Raw genomic sequence first — 26,047 nt, forward strand, 5'->3', positions numbered from 1 at the left:
TTATTAAATAATTTGCTCAAAATAAAAGAATACTAAAAATAGGACATAAAGTCCCATTCTCAGTAATTTGTTTTTTCTCTAACTTTTGCAGCCTTACCTTGTCTATCTCTAAGATAGTAAAGTTTAGCACGTCTAACTCTACCTTTTCTTGTAACTACAAGATCAGCAATTCTTGGTGAGTTAAGTAGGAATGTTCTTTCAACTCCAATACCATAAGAAATTCTTCTTACTGTGAAAGTTTTTCTAGCGCCTTTTCCTTGAATCTTTAATACAGTACCATCAAATACTTGGATTCTTTGTCTTTCGCCTTCAATAATTCTGTAGTGAACGCTAACTGTATCCCCAACGTTAAATTTAGGTAAATTTTCATTTATTTGTTCATCTTCAATAGCTTTAATATAATCCATTGTCTTTACCTCCTTCCAGTAAATCTTTCAATATATCTTTTTCTTCATCATTTAAAGTTTTTTCTTTTAATAAGTCTGGCCTCTTCTGTAAAGTATTTTTTATAGACTCTCTAAGCCTATATTTTCTAATTTTTTCATGGTCTCCACTTAGAAGAATATCTGGAACTTCAAGTCCTCTAAATTCTCTTGGTCTAGTGTACTGAGGATGTTCTAAAAGTCCATTGTAGTGTGATTCGTCTTCAAAAGACTCTTCACTTGCAAGTACACCATCAAGTAGTCTTGACACGCCATCGATAACAACCATAGATGCCAGTTCTCCACCAGTTAAAACATAATCACCAATGGAAATTTCTTCATCTACATAATTTTCAATGACCCTATTGTCAATCCCTTCATAGTGTCCATTTAGAAGAATTATATGTTCTTCATCTTTTAATTCTTTTAGCTTCTCCTGTGTTAGCACCTTGCCCTGTGGGGACATATAGTAAACCTTAGAATTTTCTGTCTTTACAGATTCTATTGCCTCTACTATTGGTTTAATTTGCATTAGCATACCAGGTCCACCGCCATAGGGATAATCATCAACTTGTAAATACTTATTGATAGCAAAATCTCTAATATCTACAGTCTCTAATTCTAACTTTCCTTGGCCAATAGATCTTCCAACAATAGAAAAATCTCTAATATTATTTATGAAATCGGGAAATAATGTTAAAACACTAATTTTCACAAAATCATTCCTTCTATTAACTTAATAGTTATTGTTGAATCTATTTTTTTTATAAATTCTTTAACTCCTGGCACTTGGTAAGTTTCCTTATCCTTGCCTTCTATGACAAAAATATCATTAGCTGGGTATTCCAATATTTCCTTTAAGACTCCAATGTAATTTCCATCAGTGTCATAAACTTCTTTTCCAATTAAATCAGAAACATAATATTGGTCTTCTTCAAGCTCTAACCTGTCTTCATCCTTAATATAAATGTTTAAACCCTTTAAATTAAGGACATCATTTATATTTTCATATCCCTCAAAGCTTAGGTAGACAAAATCATTTACTCGAACTTTTTTTATAAAAAATTCCTTTAAATCTTCACCTACAAATACGCTTTTAAGTTTAGAAAACCTGCTTTTGTCAAAGGTATAGGGATCAACCTTAAGTTCACCCTTAATACCGTGAGTATTAATAATTTTACCAATGCAAGTAATTGAATCTTTAATATTCTTCAATTTCCAAATTAACCTTTACATCTTCTTTTAGTGAAACAGCTTTTAAAATTGCTCTTATTGCCTTAGCAATTCTGCCTTGTTTGCCAATAACTTTTCCCATATCATTTGATGCAACTTTAAGAGTAATATCAATTGAATTATCATTCTTAGTCATTGCCACATCAACTGAAGAAGGATCGTCAACTAAAGATTTAGCAATATATTCAATTAATTCAACCATTTTGGTCCTCCAAACATACTGTTATTCAGTAGCTTCTGATTCACTTGCTTCTGCTGTATTATTTGAGTTTGCACCAGCACCATACACTGAGTTTTCTCTGAAAAGTCTGTCAACTGTATCAGTAGGCTTTGCACCATTCTTAATCCAATTGTTAGCTTTTTCTGCATCTACAACAACTTTTTTAGGAGTTGTAAGTGGGTTGTAATAACCAATCTCCTCGATGAATTTTCCATCTCTAGGGCTTCTAGAGTCTGCTACAACTATTCTATAAAAGGGTGTTTTCTTAGCACCCATTCTTCTAAGTCTAATTTTAACTGCCAAATTATTCACCTCCACAATAAAATTTATATATTAAAATATATAAGCTAGCTTAAAAGGAAAAAGGAAGTTTAAATTTTCTTTTTCCCATTGTCTTGGACATGTTTCCAAATTGCTTCATCATCTTTCTCATGTCCTTAAACTGTTTAATAAGTTTATTTACATCGGCTGGACTAGTTCCAGAACCCTTTGCAATTCTCTTCCTTCTGGAAGAATCTATAATTTCTGGCTTTTGTCTTTCCTTCTTAGTCATGGAAAGAATCATAGCCTCTACCTTAGCAAATTCATTTTCAGGTAAGCTAATACCCTTTAGAGCCTTGCTGTTCATACCAGGAATCATTCCTATAATATCTTCAAGGGGCCCCATGTTTTTCATTTGTTGCATCTGATCTAGGAAATCTTCAAAAGTGAAAGTTGACTTTCTAAGCTTTTCTTCAAGTTCCTTTGCCTTTTTATCATCAACAGCTGTCTGTGCTTTTTCAATTAAGGAGAGCACATCCCCCATGCCAAGTATCCTTGAAGCCATCCTGTCTGGATGAAAAACTTCAATGTTGTCCATTTTTTCACCACTGGCGATGAACTTTATTGGAACATCTGTAACTGACCTAATTGATAGGGCAGCACCACCTCTTGCGTCACCATCAAGTTTAGTTAAGATAACACCTGTTAGCTTTAACATATCATCAAAGGTATCTGCAACATTTACTGCATCTTGACCTGTCATTGCATCTAGGACAAGAAGAACTTCTGATGGTTCTAGTGCATCATGAATATCTTGAAGCTCCTTCATAAGAGTTTCATCTATGTGAAGTCTACCAGCTGTATCAATGATGACAACATCATTGCCATTTTTCTTAGCATGCTCAAGAGCTGCCTTAGAAATATCTACTGGGGAAATTTTGTCACCCATAGTAAATACTGGAGTATCAACAGACTCACCTACAACTTGAAGTTGTTTTATAGCTGCCGGTCTGTAGACGTCACAAGCAACTAGAAGAGGTCTCTTTCCATCTTTTTTCAATTTATTAGCAAGCTTACCACTTGTAGTAGTTTTACCTGCACCTTGAAGACCACACATCATTATAACTGTTGGTTTTTTTGAGAAGTCAATCTTGACCTCGCTAGTTCCCATTAAGTTTGTGAGTTCTTCATTAACAATTTTTATTACTTGCTGGCCGGGAGTTAGGGATTCTAAAACTTCTTTCCCCAAAGCTCTTTCTTTTACTGTCTTGACAAAGTCTTTTACAACTCTGAAGTTTACGTCAGCTTCAAGAAGTGCAAGTTTTACCTCACGCATTGCAGCGTCAATATCTTTTTCAGATAATTTACCCTTGCCTCTTAGGTTTTGCAGGGTATTTTGCAATTTATCGGATAAACTTTCGAATACCAAAGATCCACCTCCTAGTCAAAAAGTATTTGTCTAAGTTCTTTAATCTTCAAATTATTATTTTGACTTAAAGATTCTTTTTCTATACTTTCTAAAATACTTTCTATTTTTTCTTTTTTTTCTTCTTTATTAGCTTCTTCTTTTTTTGTGTTTTTTATTAACTCAAGCTTTTCTTCAAACTCTTCTAAGTTGTTTTCAGCTCTTTTTAAGTTGTCGAAAACTGCTTGCTTAGATATATTAAGCTCAGATGAAATCTCATTGATTGTGCAATCATAAACATAATACATTAGTGCAGGCTTCATCTGCTTTTCAGTAAGAAGCTTTCCGTAGAAATCAAGTAAGCTGTTCATCCTGAAAAATTTCTCATTCATTTTATCACCATTTTTCTGAGAGGTCAACCTCTTTACTTGACCTATTTAATTCTAACTAATAGCCCACTTAATGTCAACAAGAATTTTGAAAATTTTTAAATTTTTTTAGGATGTTTTAACATTTTTCTCTCATGAGTAACTTTGAATTTAAAGAGTTTAATAACTTATAGAATTTTAATAAATGGCAAATTTATATAACTTGTAAAAATTTTTGACAATATGTCTTCTTATAATTTTTTAAGAACATCTTTTAAAATTGATCAATAAAAAAAGTAGGCTCTGTGACCTACTTAATATCTTTATTAATTTTATCCAAAAATTGTTTCTAAGAAGCTATCAATGTTAAAGTCTTGAAGGTCATCAATGCCTTCTCCAACTCCAATAAGTTTAATAGGAATTCCTAGTTCTGATTGAAGGGCAACAACCACCCCACCCTTTGCAGTTCCATCAAGTTTTGTAAGAGCAATTCCTGTTATGTCAGTTGCTTCTCTAAAGGTCTTAGCTTGGTTAATTGCATTTTGACCTGTTGTTGAATCAAGAACTAATAGATTTTCACGGTTTGCTTCTGGATACTTATTAGTGATAATTCTGTTAATTTTTTCAAGTTCCTTCATTAGATTAGACTTGTTGTGAAGTCTTCCCGCTGTGTCAACTATTAAGACGTCAGTCTTTCTTGCCTTAGCAGCTTCTATTGCGTCAAAGACAACTGCTGCAGGATCAGACCCTTCAGCGTGACTGATTATATCTACGTGAGCCCTATTTCCCCATTCCTTTAATTGGTCAATGGCTGCTGCCCTAAAAGTATCAGCTGCACAAACAAGAACTGACTTGCCATCTCTTTTGAATCTTGAAGAAAGCTTACCAATAGTTGTTGTCTTTCCAACACCATTTACTCCAACTACCAAGATGATTACAGGTGGTTCTGTATTAATTTGAGTGTTTAGGTCTGGGTTCATTAATTTCTTTGCTTCTGCCATTAGAAGTGGTTTAACTTCTTGTGGATCATTTATTTTTTCTCTTATAATTGTTTCACGCAAGTTGTCAATTAACTTCATTGTCGTTTCCATTCCAATATCTGCTGATATTAAAATGTCTTCCAGGTCTTCAAGCATTTCGTCATCAATCTTGACATAGGCCCCTAGGACTGTGTTAATTTTTATTCCTACTTCTTTTCTAGTCTTATCCAGACCTTCCTTTAGTCTTTGGAAGAGTGAAACTTTTTTGGGCTCTTCTTCTATTTCTTCTTGCTTTTCTTTCTTATCTTCTAAAGCTTCTTCAACTACTTCATTATCCTTAAAGGCTTCATTTGTATCTTCTTTTTTTTCTGAAGTTTCTACTTCTTCTTTAGAAAGATTTCCACTTTCTGAAACATTTTCAAGCTTTTCATGAATGTCTTCTACTTCTGATTGAGTTTCTTCTTGCTTTTCTTCCTTATCTTCTAAAGCTTCTTCAACTACTTCATTATCCTTAAAGGCTTCATTTGTATCTTCTTTTTTTTCTGAAGTTTCTACTTCTTCTTTAGAAAGATTTCCACTTTCTGATACTTCTTCAAGTTTTTCATGAATGTCTTCTACTTCTGATTGAGTTTCTTCTTGCTTTTCTTCCTTATCTTCTAAAGCTTCTTCAACTACTTCATTGTCCTTAAAGGCTTCATTTGTATCTTCTTTTTTTTCTGATGTCTCTACATCTTCTTTAGAAAGATTTCCACCTTCTGATACTTCTTCAAGTTTTTCATGAATTTCTTCTGCTTCCGCTTGAGTTTCTTCTTGAGCAGGTTTTTCTTTCTTATCTTCTAAAGCTTCTTCAACCACTTCATTGTCCTTAAAGACTTCATTTGTATCTTCTTTTTTTTCTGATGTCTCTACATCTTCCTCAGAAAGATTTCCCTCTTCTGAAACTTCTTCAAGTTTTTCATGAATGTCTTTTGTTTCTTCAGAATCTTTTTTCTTAAATTTATCTTTTAACCAATTAAACATATCTATCACCTAATCCTTTAATTTTACAGAGAACAACTTACTAATTCCCTTCTCTTCCATTGTAACACCATACATGGTCTTTGCAATCTCCATTGTGAGCTTTCTGTGAGTAATTATAATGAATTGAATTCCTTCTAGTGTTAAAAGGTAATCTGCATACCTCTTAATGTTTGCATCATCAAGCGCCGCATCAATTTCATCTAGGATGCAAAATGACGCCGGTCTATACTTTAAGAGAGCAAATAAGAGGGCAACTGCCGTAAGAGATCTCTCGCCACCTGATAAAAGTGAAAGTGACTGCAATCTCTTACCTGGTGGTGATGCCTTGATTTCAATTCCTGATTCTAAGACATCTCCCTCAATGCTTATTTCTGCTCGACCACCATTAAATAGAATTTTGAAAATTTCTGTAAAGTTCCCTGAAATTTCTTCCATAGCTTCATTAAATAATTTTTTCATCTCATGGTCAAGCTTGCTTAAGATCGATTTAATCTCTTCCTTAGATTGAATTAAGTCATCTCTTTGAGAAGTGTAGAAATCAAATCTTTCTTTAACTACCCTATACTCTTCTATCGATGAAATATTTACTTCTCCATAGTCACGAACTTTTTTCTTTAACCTTCTTAGGGTACCCTCTTTTAAGTCCTTGAGGCTTTCGTCAATAAATTCATGATAATCTTCTACTTCGTAATCTTCCTTTAACCTTTCCACTTCATTAGAAATTTTATTCCTATTCATTTCTATTTTTAGTTCTGTCTTTTCCATTTCAGAACTTATAACCAAGGACCTTTCCTTCAAATCTGAAAGTTCTTCTCTCTTATCTAAGTAAGTCTTATTCTTCTCATCTAAATCTTTTTTTATTTCTTCTAAATGATTCTTCAAACTTTCAATGGATTTTCTGACTTCTTCAAGAGACTTTTTGTTTTCATCATTAGATTTTTTCTTTTCTTCAATATTTCTTTGAGCTTCTATTAGAAGTTTCTTATTATTCTCAAGTTTCTCCCCAGTTAAAGATAAGTCTGAATTTATCCTATCTATTTCCCTAGTCTTATAAAGGATTTTCTCTCTATTTTCTCTTTCTAATAATTGGATTTCAATTTTTTCTGTCTTTAACCCTTCGATTTCCTTTGAAAGTCCTGCAAGCCTATCTCCGCTGTCAACTTCATTTAAGAGGTCTTCAAGTAACTTGTTTTTGTTCTCAATCTCAAGCTTGTTATTTTCTAAGGTTTTTAAATCAGCTTCTATATTTTTTTCAAGTTCTTCTTTTTCCCTTAGATACTTATTTAAGTATTCTGAATTAAGGTCCTTATCATTTTTATTTTTATAAATATTTGACTCAATATCATTGATCTTAAGCTTAAGGGAATTTCTCTTTTCCATATAAGTTTCTGCAAATTCATTGAGTTCAGAAATTTTTTCTTCAAGATGATTTTTTTCAGATTCAATTTTCTTTATTTGCCCTTGAAGATCCTTGAATTTATTTTGGAAGTCTGTAATTTCATTTTTACGCAAGATAAAGCTACTATTGTAATTGTTAAGGGAACCACCTGTTATTGCTCCTGATGGGTTAAAAACTTCTCCCTTAATAGTTACAACTTTAAGTCTGTGCTTTTTTGAAATTCTAGAAGCATTCTTGAAGTTATCGGCTATTATGACTCTTCCAAGCAAATTATAAAAGATACCTTTAAAGACTTCATCAAATTTTATTAGGTCACAAGCAAGTCCAACCATTCCATCTTCCTTAGAATTTATTTTGACCTTGTTGCCAGACACCCTATCCAGAGGCAAGAAGGTAGCCCTTCCCATCTTATTTTTTTCCAAGATTTTTAACATCTCTGAAGTATCTTTGGTTGATGACACAATAATGTTTTGTGACATAGACCCAAGGGCAACAGAAATTGCCTTTTCAAATTCTTTTTCTACATAGAATTTCTCTGCCACTGGACCATAGAGTGAATCCTTAAAAATATCGTTTTTAGAAGAAAAATTCATAAAGGATTTAACAGTTCTATTGTAACCTTCATAATTTAATTCCATATTTTCCAAAATTTTTAATCTTGCAAGGATTTCGTTTCCTTCGTTTTTTCTTCCAATTAATTTGTTTTCTAGATTTTTATTTTCTTCATCAAGCTTTAAAAGGCTTTCTTTGGTTTTTTCAAATTCCTGATCATCTTTTTCTAGATTTTCTTTTAAGGTTTTTAATTCTAAAGAATCTCTATCTATAATCTTTGAAAATTCAGCTTGATTTTCTTTGAGGTTTTCAATTGACTTATCTAAATTAGACTTCCTGTTATTTTTTTCTTCTATAATGTCTTTTAAAGTTTCACTCTTGAATTTTATATTTTCAATTTCATTCTTTACTTTATTTTTATTTTCAAAATTTAAGTTGCCTACTTCTTCTAAGTTTTTAAATTCAGCTTCTAAATTTTTTATTACAGAATCCTTTGTAGTTAACTTCTCAAGAATTCCTTCCTTTGATTTATTTAAAACTTCTCTATCTTTTCCTATTTCTTCAAGAGATTCTTTTAAACCAAGTAGGTCTTTATCTAGATTTTCATTTTCAAGACCAATTCTTTCAATATCTTTCTTTAAAGAATTTATTTTTTCTTCATCAAGGTTAATTTCTAAATTTAACTTATCAAACTCTTCCTTATAAAGCCTTAGTTTTTCACTGGAAACTTCATCTTCTTCTTTCAATTTTTCTAATTTTTCTTGGATTTCTTCAAGGTTTTGCGACAAACTTTCTCTATTAATTAAGATTTTTTTAGAATCTTCTTTAAGGACTTCAAGCTCTTCTATCTTATTAGTCAAGTCTTCTTCACGTTTTTTCATATCCTTACAAGAGTAGTTTATGTCATAGATTTTTAATTCTTCATAGTCTTTTAAGTAAGCTTCAGCTTTTTCTGCCTGAACCCTCAAATTCTTTTCTTGACTTTCAATTTCCGAAAGAATATCTTCTATTCTAATTAAATTTTCCTCAGTCTTTAAGAGTTTGTTCTTAGATTGAACTTTCTTGTACTTATATTTTGAAATTCCTGCAGCTTCTTCGAAGATATTTCTCCTGTCTTCTGGCTTTGAACTTAGGACTGATTCGATTTTTCCTTGACCAATGACGGAATAACCATCCTTACCAATTCCCGTATCCATAAATAGTTCTTTTATGTCCTTGAGCCTGCACTTCTTGTTGTTAATTAAGAATTCACTTTCAAGAGACCTGTACATCCTCCTAGTTACAGAAACTTCATTATAAGGAAGGTTTAATGACTTATCTGAATTATCAAAAAGGATTGTAACTTCAGCCATACCAAGGGGTTTTTTTGAGTCAGTTCCAGAGAAAATAACATCTTCCATCTTGGCCCCACGTAGGTTTTTAGCAGAAGATTCTCCCAGTACCCAGGTTATTGCATCTGTAATATTACTTTTTCCACTTCCATTAGGTCCAACAATTGCCGTAGTGGTCTTATCTAATTCAATTTTTGTTCTATTTGCAAAGGACTTAAAGCCCTGCATAGTAACGGATTTTAAAAACATCTGCTCACCTGTAGTAATCTCTCACATCAATAATTTCGTCTTTCTTTGACAGAATCTTTACTTCAAAATTAGTAAGATCTTCTTGTCTAAGATTTAATTTTTTTATTCCTAATTCCTTAATTATTTCATTCTTGTTTTTTGACCCCTGTCCACTTATATTTGAAATATTTTTCCCATTAGCAATGATTGTAACTTCATCTTCAATATTATTTGAAGACCTAAAATAATTTATAAGTGCCTTTTTAAAATAATAAGATTCAACTAATTGTCTGTAGGCTGGATGAAAGGCTCCTGCAACAATATCGCCACCATAATTTATATTATCTGTTGGCTGAAGTCCAACCCTTATTACATTAATATTGTGCCTATAATAAATATTTAAAAGATTTGCTACATATCCAATAGAATCTTCTAATTCAAGAGCCTGGTAACTTCCTCTTTCCAAATTTTTACATAAGGCCGTCTCTTTTATAACAAGGGTTGGATAAATTCTAACGCAATAGGGGTCTAACTTAACAAATTCTCTGGCAGTATAAAGCGATTTTTCCAAATCATCTCCTGGAAGGCCTACCATTTGCTGAAGACCTAGTTTAAAACCATAGGACTTAATTAAGCTCGCTGCTTCATATACACAAGAAGAATCATGTCCCCTGTTGGATAATCTTAGAACCTCTGGGTCAAGACTTTGGACGCCAAGTTCAATTATGTCTACGCCATATTTTTTTAAATTGTCTAGAATCTCTTCATCAATGGCATCGGGCCTTGTTGAAAGTCTAATGTATTTAACTAAACCCTTCTCCTTGTAAGAGTGGGCAACTTTTAAAAATCCAACCTGTTCTTCAAGGGGAATGGCAGTAAAACTTCCGCCATAAAAGGCAACTTCAACATTATCCTTCCTCTTAAAATAAGAAAGATATTCCAAAATAGTATCTTCCACATCACTATTTGAAATATCTGTAGATATCCCTGTAATTTTTCTTTGGTTGCAAAAAACACAATCATTAGGACAGCCGTAGTGAGGAATGAAAATAGGTATTATATTTCTCTTAGCCATTCCTTCTCCTTTCAAGGGCAACTTTGGCGGCTTCCTGCTGAGACTCTTTCTTAGTCTTTCCAGATCCCTTACCTTCTAAAATTCCATCTAGGTATAATTCTGTAAAGAAGGTCTTGTCATTGTCAGGTCCTTCTTCTCTAACTAGTTTATACTCAGCTTTCTGTCCAGACTTTTGAACCTCTTCTTGAAGCATGGTTTTAAAATCAATGTTAAAAAGCTTATATCCATCTTCCTTTAAGAATTCATCAAATAAACTTAAAATAATATTCTTTGCTACCTTGAAGTCTGAATCCAAATAAACTGCGCCAATTAGGGCTTCAAGAGCGTCAGCAGAAGTTGATTCTCTCTTGCTTCCCCCATTTTTCTCTTCACCTTTGCCAAATCTTATATAATCTCCAAGGCCTAGACCCTTGGCAATGAAAAACAAAACTTTTTCGTTAACAGACTCTGCCCTCATCTTAGTTAAAGATCCTTCAAGATCATGGGGAAATTTTTTATAAAAATATTCTCCAATAACCAAGCCAAGTATGGCATCGCCAAGAAACTCAAGTCTTTCATTGCTGTCATATTGTTTCATCTTATTTTCATTTACATAAGATGAATGAGTCAAGGCTGTTTTCAAAAGACCTTTGTCCTTAAAATCATAATTTAATTTTTTTTCAAGATTCTTTAAATTGGAAAAGGTCATGAGATTATTGTTCCAAATCTTCTACGTATTCAATTACATCGCCAATTGTTTTTAGTTTTTCAAGATCTTCTTCAGAAACTTCTGTCTCAAATTCTTCTTCTATTGTCATTACTAGTTCAACTAACTCAATAGAGTCTGCATTTAGGTCATCTTGGAAGTTCATATCTTCAGTAAGATCTTCTTTATCAAAATTAAATTGTTCAGCAATAATTTGTAATATTCTATCCTTCATTATTTTTCCACCTTTTCTTTTATTTTTTCTACAATATTAGATTCTACTATATCTATTGCATATTTTGCAGCATTTTTTATAGCTTTGGCATCAGAATTTCCATGAGCCTTAATAATATTTCCGTCAATTCCAAGTAGAATTGTTCCACCAACTTCTTTAGCATCAAGATTTTTAAATTTATTCATTAAAAACTCAGTGAAGGCTTTTTTGCTCTTATCATCTAGGTCTGATGTTGCTATTCCGTGAAATACGCTCTTTGTTGCAAAGTCAACTACACCTTCAATAGATTTAAGAAGGACATTTCCATCAAATCCATCACAAACAAGAAGGTCAACATCATTATCCATTATGTCTCTAGCTTCAATGTTTCCCACAAAGTTAAGATCAGATTCTTTTAATTTTTGGTAAGCTTCTTTATAAAGTTTGTTTCCCTTTCCTTCTTCTGCTCCAACATTTAAAAGTCCAATTCTAGGGCTTTCTATCTTAGAATATTCTCTTAGAAAGATATCGCCTAAGACTGCAAATTCTTCAAGGAGTTCTTGACTTGTGTCCATGTTTGCTCCCGAATCTATCACAAGTGTGTTGGACTTAAGCCCTGGAATTAAAGTTGGAAGCACTCCTCTTTTTATTCCCTTTATTCTACCAACTAAGAAGATTCCTCCCCCTAATAGGGCACCAGTGCTCCCTGCAGATATTAAGGCATCAGCCTTTTTTTCTTTTAATAAAGTCATTGCCTTAACAATAGAAGAGTCCTTCTTTTTTCTTAAAGCAAGAACAGGTTCTTCATTGTTTTCTATGTTTTCACTTGCATTTATTATTTCTATTTTTTCTTTATCATAATCTAATTCTTGAAGATTTTCCTTTATGAAATCTTCTCTTCCAACTAGGATAACTTCTTTGTCAAATTCCTTGGAAGCATCAATCGCCCCTTTTATTATTTCAGCCTTATTGTCGCCACCATTTATATCAAAAATTAGTTTCATTTCGACCTCCATTAACAAATTTAATATTATATTAAATAATTAAAAAAATCAATCTTTTGGCCCTATTAATTAAGATTTATTGTCTCGTTTCAGCTTGCTTCATAATAATTTTATTTTTTAAATTTCATTTTGAACTTTCTCTTATATTATAAATATTTTCAATCCTTTTTAATAAAATCTTAAGGCCTTATTGAATTTTTATGAAAAATTTTTTTAATTTATATATTAGATTGAAAACTAAAAAGTGGCCAACTTATTGTTACAATTTAGATAATATTATTTTTGTTATAAATTTATAATAATCAAAAAGATTAATCTTCTTTCTTGAAGCCTTAATTTATAAATTGAGAACAAAAAATAGCTTACTAAATAAATATGAATTTAGAATAAATTATAACTTTATAAATAATTGTTACTTCATAAATAATTGTGACTTTGTAGACACTTTTAACTTATAAACTGATTTTAGTTTAATGAAATTTAATAAGTTTTTATCAATTTCTTATTTAACTTAAATCTTATAAGATATATACTTTTAAAATATCAATAAAAAAACTCGCTCAAGTTTCCTCAAGCGAGTTAAATTTATTTATTTAGAAATTATATTATTTGGCAAAAATTATTCTTCGTCTTCTGAAAGTGCTAGGTAACTTGCGTATCTATCCTTAGCATTTTCTTCAGCAACTTCGTAAAGTTTTTCTGCTCTTTCAGGGAATAACTTCTTAAGAGATGTATATCTTACTTCTCCATCTAAGAAGTCTCTGAATGGTTTAGTAGGTTCTTTAGAGTCTAGGATGAATGGATTCTTTCCTTCTTCTTTAAGTTCAGGGTTGAATCTATATAGGTGCCAGTAACCTGTTTCAACAGCTTTCTTTTCTTCTTCAATTGAGAAGCCCATACCTACTCTAATACCGTGGTTAATACATGGAGCGTAAGCAATGATTAGTGATGGACCATTGTAAGCTTCTGCTTCTTTAATTGCCTTATAAGCTTGGTTCTTGTCAGCGCCAAGAGCAATTTGAGCTACATATACATAACCATAAGTTGTTGCCATTAGACCAAGGTCTTTCTTCTTGGTTAACTTACCAGCTGCTGCGAATTGTGCAATTGCTGCTGTTGGAGTTGCCTTAGAAGCTTGACCACCAGTGTTTGAATAAACTTCAGTATCTAGAACAAGGATGTTAATGTCTTCACCAGATGCAAGAACGTGGTCAACTCCACCATATCCGATGTCGTAAGCCCATCCGTCTCCACCGATGATCCATTGACTCTTCTTAATTAAGAATTTTTCAAGACCCTTAAGATCTTCAATGATTTCATCAGCCTTGTCGTTGCCAAATTTTTTGTCAAGAACTTTTAGTACATTTGCACTTGCTGCCTTAGAAGTCTTGTAGTCATCCATTCCTTCGATCCAAGCATTGAATGCTTCATTAGCTTCTGCGTCAACATTAAGTTCAACAAATTCTTCCATAAGGTTTTTAATTCTATTTCTTGTTTGAGTTTGAGAAACAGCCATACCATATCCGTACTCAGCGTTATCTTCGAATAAGGAGTTAGCCCATGATGGTCCATTTCCACATTCATCTGTACAATATGGCATTGATGGTGCTGATCCACCCCAGATTGATGAACAACCTGTTGCGTTAGCAATACTCATTCTATCTCCAAATAATTGTGTAACAAGTTTTACATATGGAGTTTCTCCACAACCTGCACATGCTCCTGAGAATTCAAGATATGGAGTTTGGAATTGAGTGTTCTTGAAGTTGTTCGGCTCAATGTGTTCTTCTTTAGATTTAATATTGTTAGATGCATATTCCCAGTTAGCTGCTTGAACGTCAATTTCTTCTTCAAATGGTGTCATAACAAGTGCTTTTTCTTTTGCTGGACAAACTTGAGCACAGTTACCACAACCTGTACAGTCTAGTGGAGAAATTTGCATTCTGTATTCGTAATCTTCAAGTCCCTTACCTCTAGCCTTAATTGTTTCAAAGCCTTCTGGTGCGTTAGCCTTTTCTTCTTCGTCAGCAAGGAAAGGTCTAATTACTGCGTGAGGACAAACTAATGAACATTGGTTACATTGGATACAGTTTTCGTTCTTCCAGTGAGGAACATTAACTGCAATACCTCTCTTTTCGTAACGGCTTGTGCCTGATGGGAATGTACCGTCAACCATGTTTACGAAAGTTGATACAGGAAGATCGTTACCTTCTTGTCTGTTCATTGGAATAAGAATGTTGTTGATAAATTCTGGTGCTCCATCGATTTTGAAGTCCTTAGTTGTATCAGCATCTTTCCAAGATTCTTTAACTTCTACTTTGTGTAGAGCATCGATACCTTGATCTACTGCAGCGTAGTTCATGTTAACAATGTCGTCACCCTTAGCGCCGTAATCTTTTACGATAGCTTCTTTAAGAAGTTTAACAGCCTTATCTATTGGAAGTACTTGAGAAAGGTTAAAGAATGCAGCTTGCATTACCATGTTTGTTCTTCCACCAAGTCCAACTTCTGCAGCTATTTTAGTTGCGTTAATTGTGTAGAATTCAATTTCATTATCAGCAATATATTTCTTCATATATCCTGGTAGGTGTTCGTCAAGTTGTTCATCATTCCAAATAGTGTTTAGAAGGAACTTTCCACCCTTCTTAAGTCCTCTTAATAGGTCATAAGAGTAAACATAAGATTGTTTTGAACAAGAAATAAAGTCAGTTTCTGTTAGAAGATATGTTGATGTAATCTTATTTTCACCAAATCTTAAGTGAGACATTGTAACCCCACCAGATTTTTTAGAGTCATAGTCAAAGTAACCTTGTGCATACATGTCAGTGTTGTCACCGATAATCTTGATTGCAGATTTGTTTGCACCTACAGTACCGTCAGATCCGAATCCCCAGAACTTACATCTAATAGTTCCTTCAGGTTCAGTTGTGATGTGTTCTTTAATTTCAAGTGATTTGTGAGTTACATCGTCAACGATACCAATAGTGAAATCATTCTTAGGTTGGTCTGCTTTAAGGTTTTCGTAAACTGCAAGAATATCTGTTGGGTTAGTGTCCTTTGAACCTAGACCGTAGATACCACCAACGATAAGAGGTCTCTTATCTGATTCGTAGAATGCATCTCTAACATCAAGGTAAAGTGGTTGTCCTACTGCTCCCTTTTCCTTAGTTCTATCAAGAACTGCAATTCTTTCTACAGTTTCTGGAATTGCTTCCATTAAATGTTTAATTGAGAAAGGTCTGTAAAGGTGAACTTTAACAAGTCCTGTCTTTTGTCCCTTTGCGTTTAAGTAGTCAACAACTTCTTCGATTGTTTCAGTTACTGAACCCATTGCCACGATAATATCAGTAGCATCTTTTGCACCATAGTAGTTAAATAGGTTGTATTCTCTACCAGTTAATTCAGAAATGTCCTTCATGTAACCTTCAGTAATATCAATGATATCAGTGTAGTAGTGGTTTGATGCTTCAATTTCTTGGAAGTAGATATCAGCGTTTTGTGCAGTACCTCTAATTTCTGGTCCATTAGGGTTAAGAGCTCTTTGTTTGAAAGCTTTTACTGCTTCTTTGTCTACTAGTTTTTCAAGGTCTTCGTAATTAAGTACTTCAATTTTTTGAACTTCGTGGGATGTTCTGAATCCGTCAAAGAAGTGGATAAATGGTACTCTTCCCTTAATTGATGCTAAGTGAGCAACACCAGCTAAGTCCATAGATTCTTGAACTGAACCAGATGCTAACATAGCAAGTCCTGCAGCTCTAGCTGCCATAACGTCTTGGTGGTCTCCAAAGATTGAAAGTGCATGTGATGCTAGTGCTCTAGCAGCAACGTGGAATACACCTGGAAGTAGTTCCCCTGCTATCTTGTACATGTTGGGTAGCATAAGTAATAAACCTTGAGATGCTGTATATGTTGATGTTAATGATCCAGCTTGTAGTGAACCGTGAACAGCTCCAGCAGCTCCTCCTTCTGATTGTAACTCCTTAACCAATACTTCTTGACCGAAGATGTTTTTTCTTCCGTGAGAAGCCCAAGCATCAATGTGCTCAGCCATTGGTGAAGAAGGTGTTATTGGGTAAATACAAGCAACGTCTGAAAAGGCATAAGCCACGTGAGCAGCTGCTTCATTACCGTCCATTGTTTTAAATGTTTTAGACATATTTGCCTCCTAATTATTAATAATATAAATATTAACTAACCATACTGGTTATATTATAGAACTTAATTTAATAAATTTCAATAATATTATTAATAAAAGTCTTAGAAAGATTTGAAAATAGCGAATTGCGAAAGGTGTTCCACTTTATGGAATCATGTTTCTATTTTTATATAAAGTTTTACTATTCATAATAATAAATAAACTACTCTCTAATACTTTTATCTTCTCCTACCTTCTATTATTCATTAACCTATTATTTAATGCTTCTGCGGGATTATAACCCAGTTCTTTTTGCTTATAATTCTTTGTTGCAACTTCAATTATAAGAGCTGTATGTCTTCCAGGCTTAACTGGTATGTCAAACCTTACAACATCTATCCCAAGAATGCTTTGATACTTGTTGTCTAGTCCAAGTCTTTCATATTCTTTTGATTCGTCCCAATCTTCTAAGTTAACAACAACTTCGATTTCTTTTTCTTCCATTACGAAGCCAACACCAAACATTTTTTGAATATCTATTATGCCAACGCCTCTTATTTCCATAAAATACTTTGTTATTTCTGGCGACTTTCCTATAAGCCTCTTATCTAAATTCTTTATGATAACTGAGTCATCAGAAATTAACCTCGCACCATTAGAGATAAGGTCTAGAGCTGTTTCACTTTTTCCGATTCCACTCCTACCAGTTATTAAAACTCCTATACCTGAAATATCTAAAAGAACACCATGCATCCTCATAGTTGGTGCAAGCTCATCTTCTACTAGAGAAATTATCTTACTAAAAACTTTGGATGTTGAATCAGGACTTCTAAGAATCGTTACATTGTATTTTTTTGCAAGTTCAATAGCTTGAGGAAAAATTTCAGCATTTCTAGAAACAATTACTGCTGGAATGTCATACATAAATAACTTTTCTAGGGTTTCATACCTTTTCTTGTCTTCCATAGAATTTATATAGTGCCACTCTTGAGTTCCTATAAGTTGGATCCTGTCCTTAACAAATTTTGAGTAGTAACCATTAAGTTGCAGTCCTGGCCTATTGATATCGCTACTTTCTATTTCAATATCCTTGTAGTCTGTAGATGCGTGAACAAGTTCAAAATTCAATTCATCTACTATATATTTTATTTTAACGCCCATTTTTTCCTCCCCTAAAGTGCTGGTAAATGGAATTTGCACTGGCTTCATTCATGGATTCGACTTCCATTAGTTCTTCTACGCTTGCATTTTTTATCTTATCAATTGATTTAAAATGTTTTAAGAGATTTTCCTTTCTCTTTGGCCCAATCAACTTTATATTGTCAAGTTCTGACTTAAACATAGTCTTGGACCTTAAGTTTCTGTGATAATTTATGGCAAACCTGTGGGCTTCTTCTTGAATTTTATAAATCATCTTATAGGCACGAGAATTTATATCTATTTTAAATTCCTCATTATTGTAAATAATCCCACGAGTCTTGTGGAAATCGTCCTTAACAAGTCCACAAATTTCTAAATTTAAGCCTAACTTGTCTAAGATTTCCTTGGCTGCATTGACCTGTCCCTTACCACCATCCATCATTATTAGGTCTGGAAAATTTGAAAAAGAAGATGACTTAGAAGATTTTTTCTCTTCTACTCCTCTTTTAAATCTCCTTTCAATTACTTCTTTTAAGCTTGAATAGTCATCAGGACCAACTACACTTTTAATTCTAAACTTCCTGTAGTCACTTTTTTTTGCATCACCATCTTCAAAGACAACCATGGAACCAACTGATTCAACTCCTGAAATATTTGAAATGTCATAGGCTTCAATCCTTCTTGGAATTTCGTCTAGGCCAAGTAGGTCTTTTATGTCTTCAAGAGCCTTCTTATTTGTTTCGGCACGCTTCTTAAACTTGTCTCCGTATTTTTCAATCATATCAAGGGCATTTCTCTTTACCATCCTCACAAGTTCCTTCTTGTTGCCCTTTATTGGAACTACAATGCTCACCTTATTTCCTCTTTTTTCAGTGAGCCAGTCTTCCAAGACTTTTATATCCATGGGTTTTTCTTCTATTATAATTTCCTTTGGAATATAAGATGCTCCTATATAAAATTGTTTTACAAAAGAAGAAAATATTTCTTCATAGGAATCGTTGTAATAGTCCCTAATCATGTAGTGCTCGCGTCCAATAATCTTCCCATTCCTAAAAAAGAAGATTTGAATTAAGACTTCGTCAATACCCTTGGCAAGGGCTATGATGTCTTTATCATCATTTGCCTCAGGGTCAGAAATAAGTTGTCTTTCCTTTAGGTATTCAAGATTTTTAATCCTGTCACGAATGTCTGCCGCATTTTCATAATCAAGGTTTCTTGAATAGTCCATCATCTTCTCATGAAGCTTATCAACCACGTTACTGTTTGAAGACGATAAAAAACTTAGAACTTCATCAACCATTACATTGTAATCTTCATCTTTTACTTCTCCTGTGCAGGGACCCAGGCACTTGCCAATGTAGTAATTAAGACAAGGCCTAAAGGGTTTTTCTTCCACATTTTCAAGATTTAAATTACAAGTCCTAAGTGGATAAATCCTCTCAAAGGTTTCAATGGATCCATTTACTGCAAAGACATCAGGATATGGTCCAAAATATTTTGCCCCGTCTTTTTCAACCCTTCTTGTCTTCATTACCCTTGGGAACCTCTCGTTGACCTTGACCTTGATGTAGGGATACTGCTTGTCATCACGCAAGAGGATGTTGTATTTAGGCAGATTATCCTTAATTAGGTTGGACTCAAGAACCAGGGACTCAACTTCATTTTCTACTATTATATACTCGAAGTCATGAATCTTTGACACCATGCTGGCAACTTTTTTTGAGGACTTCCCATAGGATCCAAAGTATTGTCTAACTCTTTTTCTAAGAGATTTAGCTTTTCCAACATAGATTATCTCGTCTAATTCATTTTTCATTATATAAACCCCTGGTTTGTCAGGAAGTTTATCAAGCCTTTCTCTTAAATCTAACAATTGTCTATACCTCTCTAGTTGCTTCTTTTAAAAACTCTAAAATTTCTCCTTCAATATATGGACTTAATTTTTCAAAAACTTCTTTGTGGTAGGCATTTAAAACTTCTACTTGTCTATCTGTTAAAAGACTTACATCAATTGCATCAAGTTCAAAGGGACAGAAGGAAATTGTCTTAAACTTATCAAAGACAGAGTCCACAGTTTCACAGTCGTAAACAACCCTCATGATGTTTTCGATCCTAATTCCATGATTGCCTTCTTTATAAACTCCAGGTTCATTGGAAACTATCATTCCCTCTTCCATCCTAACTGCAGGGTCTCTTGGAGAAATTCTTTGAGGTCCCTCGTGAACTGAAAGAACAAAACCAATTCCATGGCCAGTGCCACACTTGTAATCCATTCTCTCTTGCCAAAGGGAATACCTTGCTATCCCATCAAGGGCTAGGTCATAAGTTCCCTTTAAGAAAACTGCATCCATGAGGTTGATGTGACTCTTTAGGGTCAATGTGTAATCTCTAATCTCTTCTTCACTTAAATCTCCCATGGCAATTGTCCTTGTTATGTCAGTTGTTCCTGAATAGTATTGGCCACCTGAGTCCACAAGATAGAGTCCCTTGTCTTCAATAGTTGACTCATTTTCTTCTGTTGCGTGATAGTGCATCATGGCAGCATTAGGTCCATAAGCAGAAATTGTATCAAAGGAATTGGAAATATAAAGTGGGTCTTCAGCACGGAGGCTATCAAGTTTCATAGCAGCCTCATATTCTCCAATTTTATTTTTTGCATTCTTCTTTAACCAGTAGATGAACTTAAAAAGTGCTACTCCATCCCTAACATAAGTTTCTTCAAGATTTTTTATTTCAACTTCATTTTTTATAGTCTTTAAATCTTCTGAAATATTTCTTCCAAAAATAATTTCATTCTTTTCACAAAGTCCCTTATAAATTCTTTCATTAATAGATGCGGAATCAAGATAAATTTTTTCGTCCTTATAAGTTTTTAAATGTTCATAAAATTCTGAATAATCTTTTATTTTTACCACTTTAGAAAGTTCTTCTTCAATATTTTTTGTCTTAGCCTTGTCAGTAAATAAAAGAACCTTGCCTTCTTCTATTACCATAAAGGAAATTAAAACTGGTATGTCCTTTATGTCCATGCCACGAAGATTTAGAGTCCAGCCAATGTCAACAAGTGAAGAAACCACTGTCATATGGGCATTTTTCTTTTTTAGAATTTCTCTGATCTCAGAAATCTTTTCTGACGCAGACTTACCTGCGTATTTGATGTCCAACAAGAAGGCATCATCAGATGGGAAGTCATACCTATCTTCCCAAAGGTCTTTTATCAAATCTATGTCAAGGATTTTAATATTTTTATTTTGCAATTTCTTTGAGATAGAAGAAAACTCTTGATGAGAAAAGTATTCTGCATTAAGACCAAGTGTCATTCCCTCTTTAATATTTTCAACTATCCACTCATCATAATTTAAGACTCCAGCTTGTCCTTGCTTTTTGAGTTCAAAGCCAAAGTCTTTTATCTCTCTTGCAGCTTGGATGTAATATCTTCCATCAGTCCAAAGATAGGCTTCGTCTCTTGTAACAAGTGCTGTCCCTTGTGAACCAGTAAAACCTGTCAAAAACTCTCTTTCCTTGTAATAGTCTGGCAGGTACTCAGACCCATGTGGGTCCTTTGATGGCACAAGATAAAAATCTATTTTATTTTCTTTCATTAATTTTCGTATTTTATTTAGAATCACATTATCACTTCCTAGGTCTTATATTATCACAAGAGGAATTTAGGGCAAAGAAAAAAGTCCGGTCTCCCGAACTTTCTCTCTTTCTCTTAAATTTATTTTTAAAATTCGATTGTAACTTTGAATAAGTCTCCGTCGATGTCTATGTCAAAGCTTGCTCCGTGAGCTCTTACAAAGGAAGATGCTATTGATAGACCAAGACCTGATCCTGAAGTTGTCCTTGATTTTTCTCCACGAGTGAATCTTTCCATGAGTTCTTCTGCAGAAATATTAAGTGGATACTTAGAAATATTTTTTATTGTAAGCTTAACTCTGCCATCATCTCTTAAGTCAACATATACTCTTGAGTTTTCTAAGGCATACTTAGAAATATTTGAGAATAAGTTGTCTAAGACTCTTGAGAATTTTTGTCCATCAATGTTAAGCATAACTTTTTCTTCAGGAAGGTTTGAAATTATCTCAATATTGTTTTCTGCAATTTTATCTTCCCACTCGCCAATGGATTGGGCAACGAGAGAATTAAAATCAAGTTCTTGCCTATCAAGTTCAACGTTGTTAGAACTTGCCTTTGAAACTTCAAACAAGTCTTCGATTAAGACCTTGAGCTTGTTGGACTTTTCATTAATTATCCTTGCATACTCTCTAGCTTCCTCTTCAGAATTATCTTCCTTTGAAAGCAAGTCAGAGTAATTTAGTATTGAAGTGAGAGGTGTCTTTAGGTCGTGGCTCACATTTGTAATTAGTTCTGTCTTTAACCTTTCGGACTTGACTGCATCTTCAATGGCAAGGTCTAAGTTTTCTCCAATGTTGTTAAAATTGTCAACTATGCCGTCATAAAGACCACCATTTTTTTCTATATTCTTTTTGTAATTTCCCTTAACAATTTCGCTGGACTCTCTGTAAATTCTTGCAACTTCCTTTATGTTTTTAAAAATTATCACATAGAGAAAGATGCCAAATAATATCATTGGAATCATCATTTTTTCAGGAGCATAGTAAGACATAGTTGAAAACATCATGTTGAGTATTGCAAACAATAAGAAAACTACAAAATAAACTAGGGTAAATTTAACTTTTGCATCTTTAATATTTTTGTTGTCATCAGACGCATTTGAGAATTCAGAAATTGCCCCAGTAAAAATCCTATAAATTAATGAATTTTTCACTAGATAATTTTCTGTATTTTTATTAAATATGCTCTTTAGTAAGATTACAAAATAATTTACTGTTAGTGAAACAATCACAAGACCAATAAAATACAATAGATAGAAAACATACAAGTTTCTATAAATTTGATTCATACTTGATATTCCTGCACTGGAAATTACAAATATTACAAATAAGATAATCACAACTTCTATTGGAAACTTAAAGACTTTTCGCAAGCTTTCGCTGCCGTCAATTTTTTCCATATTCATAAATAGTCCAAGTATTGCTGATAAGACCGCTGCAATCAATACGCTTACTCCAATTTGCACTTGGACCTGGTCCCTAAAGACATCTCTTCCAATTTCTTTAAAGACTTCATCGTCTAAAGAAGCATAGTAAGCAAATTTTAAATTCTTAACATTATTGTTACTATTTAATCTACTGAAGGCTTCATTTAAACCTGATTTAAAAGACTTATCAATAAAATTGTAGTCGCTATCCATTAGTCTTTGACTCTTTTGAACCTTATCAATCACTGTACTATCATTGATTACTGAACCAGTGATTAAAAAGTCATTATCTCCTAATTCAATCTCTAGAGGATCAAATTCATTTTTTTCATATTCATTAGTTAGGTAAAAGGTTTTGTATTCAGACTTTAATTCTGGTTGATTTAACATACCTTCGTCCAAGTAAAGTTTTGGGTCAAGTCCCTTGGCCTTTAGGTCATCCTTCTTCTTTTGAGCTTCAATTGCTCCTGTGTCTGTAACTACATCTCCATAAATATCAAAATACTTTAGCTTGTAAGACTTTACAGCATAGTTAAATTCTTTATAACTACTATAAAATTCATCATTGTTATTTACTGACTGATAAAGAGTGTTGTATATCAAACTTTCTGTAATCCTTCTTCTATAAGAAGAATCAGGGTTTTTTTTGTATAAAAATGATCCTGCCAAAAGTGATACAAGTGAAATTACTAAAATTATTAAAGCATAATAGGATAATTTGTAAGAATTTTTTTTCATTATTTTCGCCTCAAATCTTCAAACTTATATCCAAGACCCCACTGAACTTTTAAGTACATTGGCTTCTTTGGATTTACTTCGATTTTCTCTCTAATTCGTCTAATGTGAACTGTCACAGTCTTTGCCTCCATGGCTGGTTCATTCCAGACACTTTCGTAAATTTCTTCAATGGAAAAGACCCTATTGGGATTCTTCATCAAGAGTTCCAAAATTTTAAACTCAATAGAAGTAAGCGCCACTGGCTTGTCCTCCACATAGGCAATTTTTTGTGACAAGTCTAGCTTAATACTGCCTATCTCAATAAAGTTCCTGTCCTTTTTTAAATCATAGGCATAAAATCTTCTCAAGTTGCTCTTTACTCGAGCAATAAGTTCCATTGGATTGAAGGGCTTTTGAACATAATCATCAGCACCAATGTTGAGTCCAAAAATTTTGTCTGTGTCCTCTGATTTTGCAGATAGGATAATTATTGGGACAAAGGAAACTTCTCTTAGTTTAATTATTGCTTCTTCGCCAGAAAGTTTTGGCATCATGAGGTCCATTATAATTAGGTCAATTTTTTCATTTTTAAAAATTTCTAGAGCTTCAAGTCCATCTTCAGCGTAAAAAATTTCAAAATTTTCATTTTTTAGATAAATTCCAATGGACTTTGCGATTTCCTTGTCGTCCTCGGCAATTAAAATATTGTACTTATCCATTACATCCCTCCTTCTGACATTATAATAGCAAATAATAATTACAAAACTTCTTACAAATTCTTACAAAAATCTTAAATCTTATTTTAAAATAACTTTATTGTGATTTCTCTTGCGAGATATATAGCAATGATAGACAAAATTATGCTAAGAAAGGCATAAAAAATTCCTGTCCCAAACTTGTTACTCTCTCCCATCTTAAATATCTCAAAGGCAAAAGTTGAAAAGGTAGTGAAGCCTCCACAAAATCCAACCTTTAAAAATAAAACAAGTCTCGAGTCCAAATTATTTTTCTCTGCGTAAAAAGCAATAAGTCCAATTAAAAATGATCCCACTACATTTATAATAAAAGTGCCAAGAGGAAAGTCCCCGTTACTTTTTATGGTATTAGATAAAAAATATCTAAGCATAGACCCCAAGGCTCCACCAAGTCCAACAAATATGTACATTTTTTCATCCTTTCTATCCTAGAAATATTGTTAGTTAAAAGTGAATGTGTTAAAATTTACTCAACATTATTATATGAGAAATGAGGTTTATTGTGAAGAAATATTATGGTATGAAACTTGAATATGAAGTTGACGACAAGCCAGATTTTTTGAAATCATCTCTACTTGGTTTTCAAAATATTTTGACAGCCTTTAGTGGAATTATTGCAGTCCCACTTAGTATCGCTGCTATTGCTGGCACAAATGTCGCTGAAACTTCAGTACTTATCTCTGCTGCCCTCCTTGCTTCGGGTATATGTTCCTTTATCCAAACAAGGGGGATTTTTAAGGGCAAGGCCAAGGTTGGTATAGGACTTCCAACTATTATGGGGACAGACTTTGGATTTGTTCCGCCTGCCAATGCTGTTATTAATACTATGGGCGGCGGTCTCGCTGGTTACTTCGGTGCAACAATTATGGGGGCCTTCCTAGAGTTAATCTTGAGCTTTTTTATAAAGCCACTACTTAGATTCTTCCCAGAAGTTGTAACTGGAACTGTAATCACTCTTATTGGTATTACTATGATGCCTGTTGCCTTTGACTGGGTTGGTGGAGGTTATGGTGCAGAAAATTATGGGGACCCACTCTTTATTGGGATAGCCGTCTTTACCTTCCTACTTATAATTTTTATAAATCATTACGGTAGAGGCTTTGCAACAACAGCATCAGTTGTCATTGCCATGACTATCTCCTACATCATTTGTATTCCACTAGACCTTGTTGACTTTTCACAAGTTGCTGCTGCTCCTTGGATAAGACTTCCAAGTTTATTTCCCTTTGGACTTAAATTTGATGTGAAATTTGTTATCCCCTTTATAGCAGGTTATCTTGTTACAATTATAGAAACTGTTGGAGTTATGAAAACACTTGGTGAAGTTTGCGAAGTTGACCTTGATGACAACGACATAGCTTCTGGTGTAAGAGCAGATGCTATTGGTTCAATGCTCTCTCCTGTCTTTGGTTCAGGTGCAGCCCAAACCTTTAGTCAAAACGTAGGACTTATTCCACTTACAAAGTGTGCGTCAAAAAAAGTTGCAATCTTCTCCTCATTTATTTTAATTATAATGAGTCTTTGTCCAAAATTTGCAACTCTTGTTTCTATTATGCCAACACCAATCCTTGGTGGAGCTGGAATTCTTATGTTTGGAACAATTTTAGGTTCAGGTATGCAGGCCCTATCAAGAGCTAAGTTCTCATCTAAGAATCTAATGATTATTGCTGGTGGCATTGGTGTTGGTATTGGAATCACAATGAGGCCTGACATTGTTGCAAAACTTCCAACTGTTATTGCTGCTCTTTTCTCTTCTGGAATTTCTGGAGGAACTATTGTAGCTGTTATCTTAAACATTTTATTAATAGACAAAGAATATTAATTAAACTGCCTCTTGG

21 protein-coding genes are annotated in these 26,047 nt (G+C 33.5%); 1 reads left to right on the plus strand and 20 read right to left on the minus strand.

The annotated features are described in order from the left end of the window. Positions 1-59 precede the first annotated feature (59 nt). The 20 genes from rplS to crcB form a co-directional block, all read right to left on the minus strand. Positions 60-407 carry a 50S ribosomal protein L19 gene (gene rplS, locus I6I93_RS00675; protein ID WP_070701601.1) on the minus strand — a complete coding sequence of 116 codons (348 nt, stop codon included), beginning with the start codon at positions 405-407 and terminating at the stop codon, positions 60-62. Further along, entirely contained in the window at positions 394-1,137 is a 744-nt protein-coding gene (trmD, locus tag I6I93_RS00680; protein WP_112890354.1) for a tRNA (guanosine(37)-N1)-methyltransferase TrmD, read from the minus strand. Before trmD ends, rplS begins: the two co-directional genes overlap by 14 nt. Further along, on the minus strand, positions 1,134-1,637 hold the full coding sequence (rimM, locus tag I6I93_RS00685; protein WP_112890355.1) for a ribosome maturation factor RimM: 504 nt from the start codon (positions 1,635-1,637) through the stop codon (positions 1,134-1,136). Before rimM ends, trmD begins: the two co-directional genes overlap by 4 nt. Further along, complete coding sequence (locus I6I93_RS00690; RefSeq protein ID WP_005956767.1) at positions 1,624-1,857, minus strand: KH domain-containing protein; 234 nt, start codon at positions 1,855-1,857, stop codon at positions 1,624-1,626. The genes rimM and I6I93_RS00690 overlap by 14 nt, the downstream gene beginning before the upstream one ends. A 21-nt stretch (positions 1,858-1,878) precedes the next feature. Further along, positions 1,879-2,178 (minus strand): 30S ribosomal protein S16, encoded by a 300-nt coding sequence (gene rpsP / locus I6I93_RS00695; protein WP_070701595.1) that lies wholly within the window; start codon positions 2,176-2,178, stop codon positions 1,879-1,881. A gap of 49 nt (positions 2,179-2,227) precedes the next feature. Further along, positions 2,228-3,565, minus strand: coding sequence for a signal recognition particle protein (gene ffh, locus I6I93_RS00700; protein WP_112890356.1), 1,338 nt, complete (start codon positions 3,563-3,565; stop codon positions 2,228-2,230). A gap of 11 nt (positions 3,566-3,576) precedes the next feature. Next, positions 3,577-3,933 carry a YlxM family DNA-binding protein gene (gene ylxM, locus I6I93_RS00705; RefSeq protein ID WP_112890357.1) on the minus strand — a complete coding sequence of 119 codons (357 nt, stop codon included), beginning with the start codon at positions 3,931-3,933 and terminating at the stop codon, positions 3,577-3,579. A gap of 308 nt (positions 3,934-4,241) precedes the next feature. Further along, positions 4,242-5,498, minus strand: coding sequence for a signal recognition particle-docking protein FtsY (gene ftsY, locus I6I93_RS00710; protein ID WP_218563578.1), 1,257 nt, complete (start codon positions 5,496-5,498; stop codon positions 4,242-4,244). A 420-nt stretch (positions 5,499-5,918) separates the two neighbouring features. Beyond that, positions 5,919-9,440, minus strand: coding sequence for a chromosome segregation protein SMC (smc, locus tag I6I93_RS00715; protein WP_112890358.1), 3,522 nt, complete (start codon positions 9,438-9,440; stop codon positions 5,919-5,921). Positions 9,441-9,444: 4 nt separating this feature from the next. Continuing rightward, on the minus strand, positions 9,445-10,494 hold the full coding sequence (locus tag I6I93_RS00720) for an elongator complex protein 3 (protein WP_112890359.1): 1,050 nt from the start codon (positions 10,492-10,494) through the stop codon (positions 9,445-9,447). Continuing rightward, positions 10,487-11,182 (minus strand): ribonuclease III, encoded by a 696-nt coding sequence (rnc, locus tag I6I93_RS00725; protein WP_070701585.1) that lies wholly within the window; start codon positions 11,180-11,182, stop codon positions 10,487-10,489. The genes I6I93_RS00720 and rnc overlap by 8 nt, the downstream gene beginning before the upstream one ends. 4 nt (positions 11,183-11,186) lie before the next feature. Beyond that, the gene (gene acpP / locus I6I93_RS00730; protein WP_070701583.1) at positions 11,187-11,414 is read right to left on the minus strand and encodes an acyl carrier protein; all 228 of its coding nucleotides are present in this window, start codon (positions 11,412-11,414) and stop codon (positions 11,187-11,189) included. Beyond that, positions 11,414-12,397 carry a phosphate acyltransferase PlsX gene (gene plsX, locus I6I93_RS00735; RefSeq protein WP_112890360.1) on the minus strand — a complete coding sequence of 328 codons (984 nt, stop codon included), beginning with the start codon at positions 12,395-12,397 and terminating at the stop codon, positions 11,414-11,416. The genes acpP and plsX overlap by 1 nt, the downstream gene beginning before the upstream one ends. 619 nt (positions 12,398-13,016) lie before the next feature. Next, on the minus strand, positions 13,017-16,553 hold the full coding sequence (nifJ, locus tag I6I93_RS00740; RefSeq protein WP_112890361.1) for a pyruvate:ferredoxin (flavodoxin) oxidoreductase: 3,537 nt from the start codon (positions 16,551-16,553) through the stop codon (positions 13,017-13,019). A gap of 228 nt (positions 16,554-16,781) precedes the next feature. Beyond that, positions 16,782-17,693, minus strand: coding sequence for an HPr(Ser) kinase/phosphatase (hprK, locus tag I6I93_RS00745; protein ID WP_112890362.1), 912 nt, complete (start codon positions 17,691-17,693; stop codon positions 16,782-16,784). Next, entirely contained in the window at positions 17,683-19,545 is a 1,863-nt protein-coding gene (gene uvrC, locus I6I93_RS00750; protein ID WP_112890363.1) for an excinuclease ABC subunit UvrC, read from the minus strand. The genes hprK and uvrC overlap by 11 nt, the downstream gene beginning before the upstream one ends. 4 nt (positions 19,546-19,549) lie before the next feature. Then, positions 19,550-21,274 (minus strand): aminopeptidase P family protein, encoded by a 1,725-nt coding sequence (locus tag I6I93_RS00755; RefSeq protein ID WP_236587188.1) that lies wholly within the window; start codon positions 21,272-21,274, stop codon positions 19,550-19,552. Positions 21,275-21,399: 125 nt separating this feature from the next. Beyond that, positions 21,400-23,475, minus strand: coding sequence for a sensor histidine kinase (locus tag I6I93_RS00760; RefSeq protein ID WP_112890365.1), 2,076 nt, complete (start codon positions 23,473-23,475; stop codon positions 21,400-21,402). Beyond that, positions 23,475-24,173 carry a response regulator transcription factor gene (locus tag I6I93_RS00765; RefSeq protein WP_112890366.1) on the minus strand — a complete coding sequence of 233 codons (699 nt, stop codon included), beginning with the start codon at positions 24,171-24,173 and terminating at the stop codon, positions 23,475-23,477. Before I6I93_RS00765 ends, I6I93_RS00760 begins: the two co-directional genes overlap by 1 nt. A gap of 83 nt (positions 24,174-24,256) precedes the next feature. Beyond that, a complete protein-coding gene (crcB, locus tag I6I93_RS00770) occupies positions 24,257-24,619 on the minus strand; it encodes a fluoride efflux transporter CrcB (RefSeq protein ID WP_112890367.1) in 363 nt (120 codons plus the stop codon). Between the two features lie 92 nt (positions 24,620-24,711). Between crcB and I6I93_RS00775 the strand changes: the two genes are divergently transcribed. Continuing rightward, entirely contained in the window at positions 24,712-26,031 is a 1,320-nt protein-coding gene (locus I6I93_RS00775; RefSeq protein ID WP_236587189.1) for a uracil-xanthine permease family protein, read from the plus strand. Positions 26,032-26,047 lie beyond the last annotated feature (16 nt).

Source organism: Peptoniphilus harei, from assembly GCF_016726485.1.
Lineage (GTDB): Bacteria > Bacillota > Clostridia > Tissierellales > Peptoniphilaceae > Peptoniphilus_A > Peptoniphilus_A harei.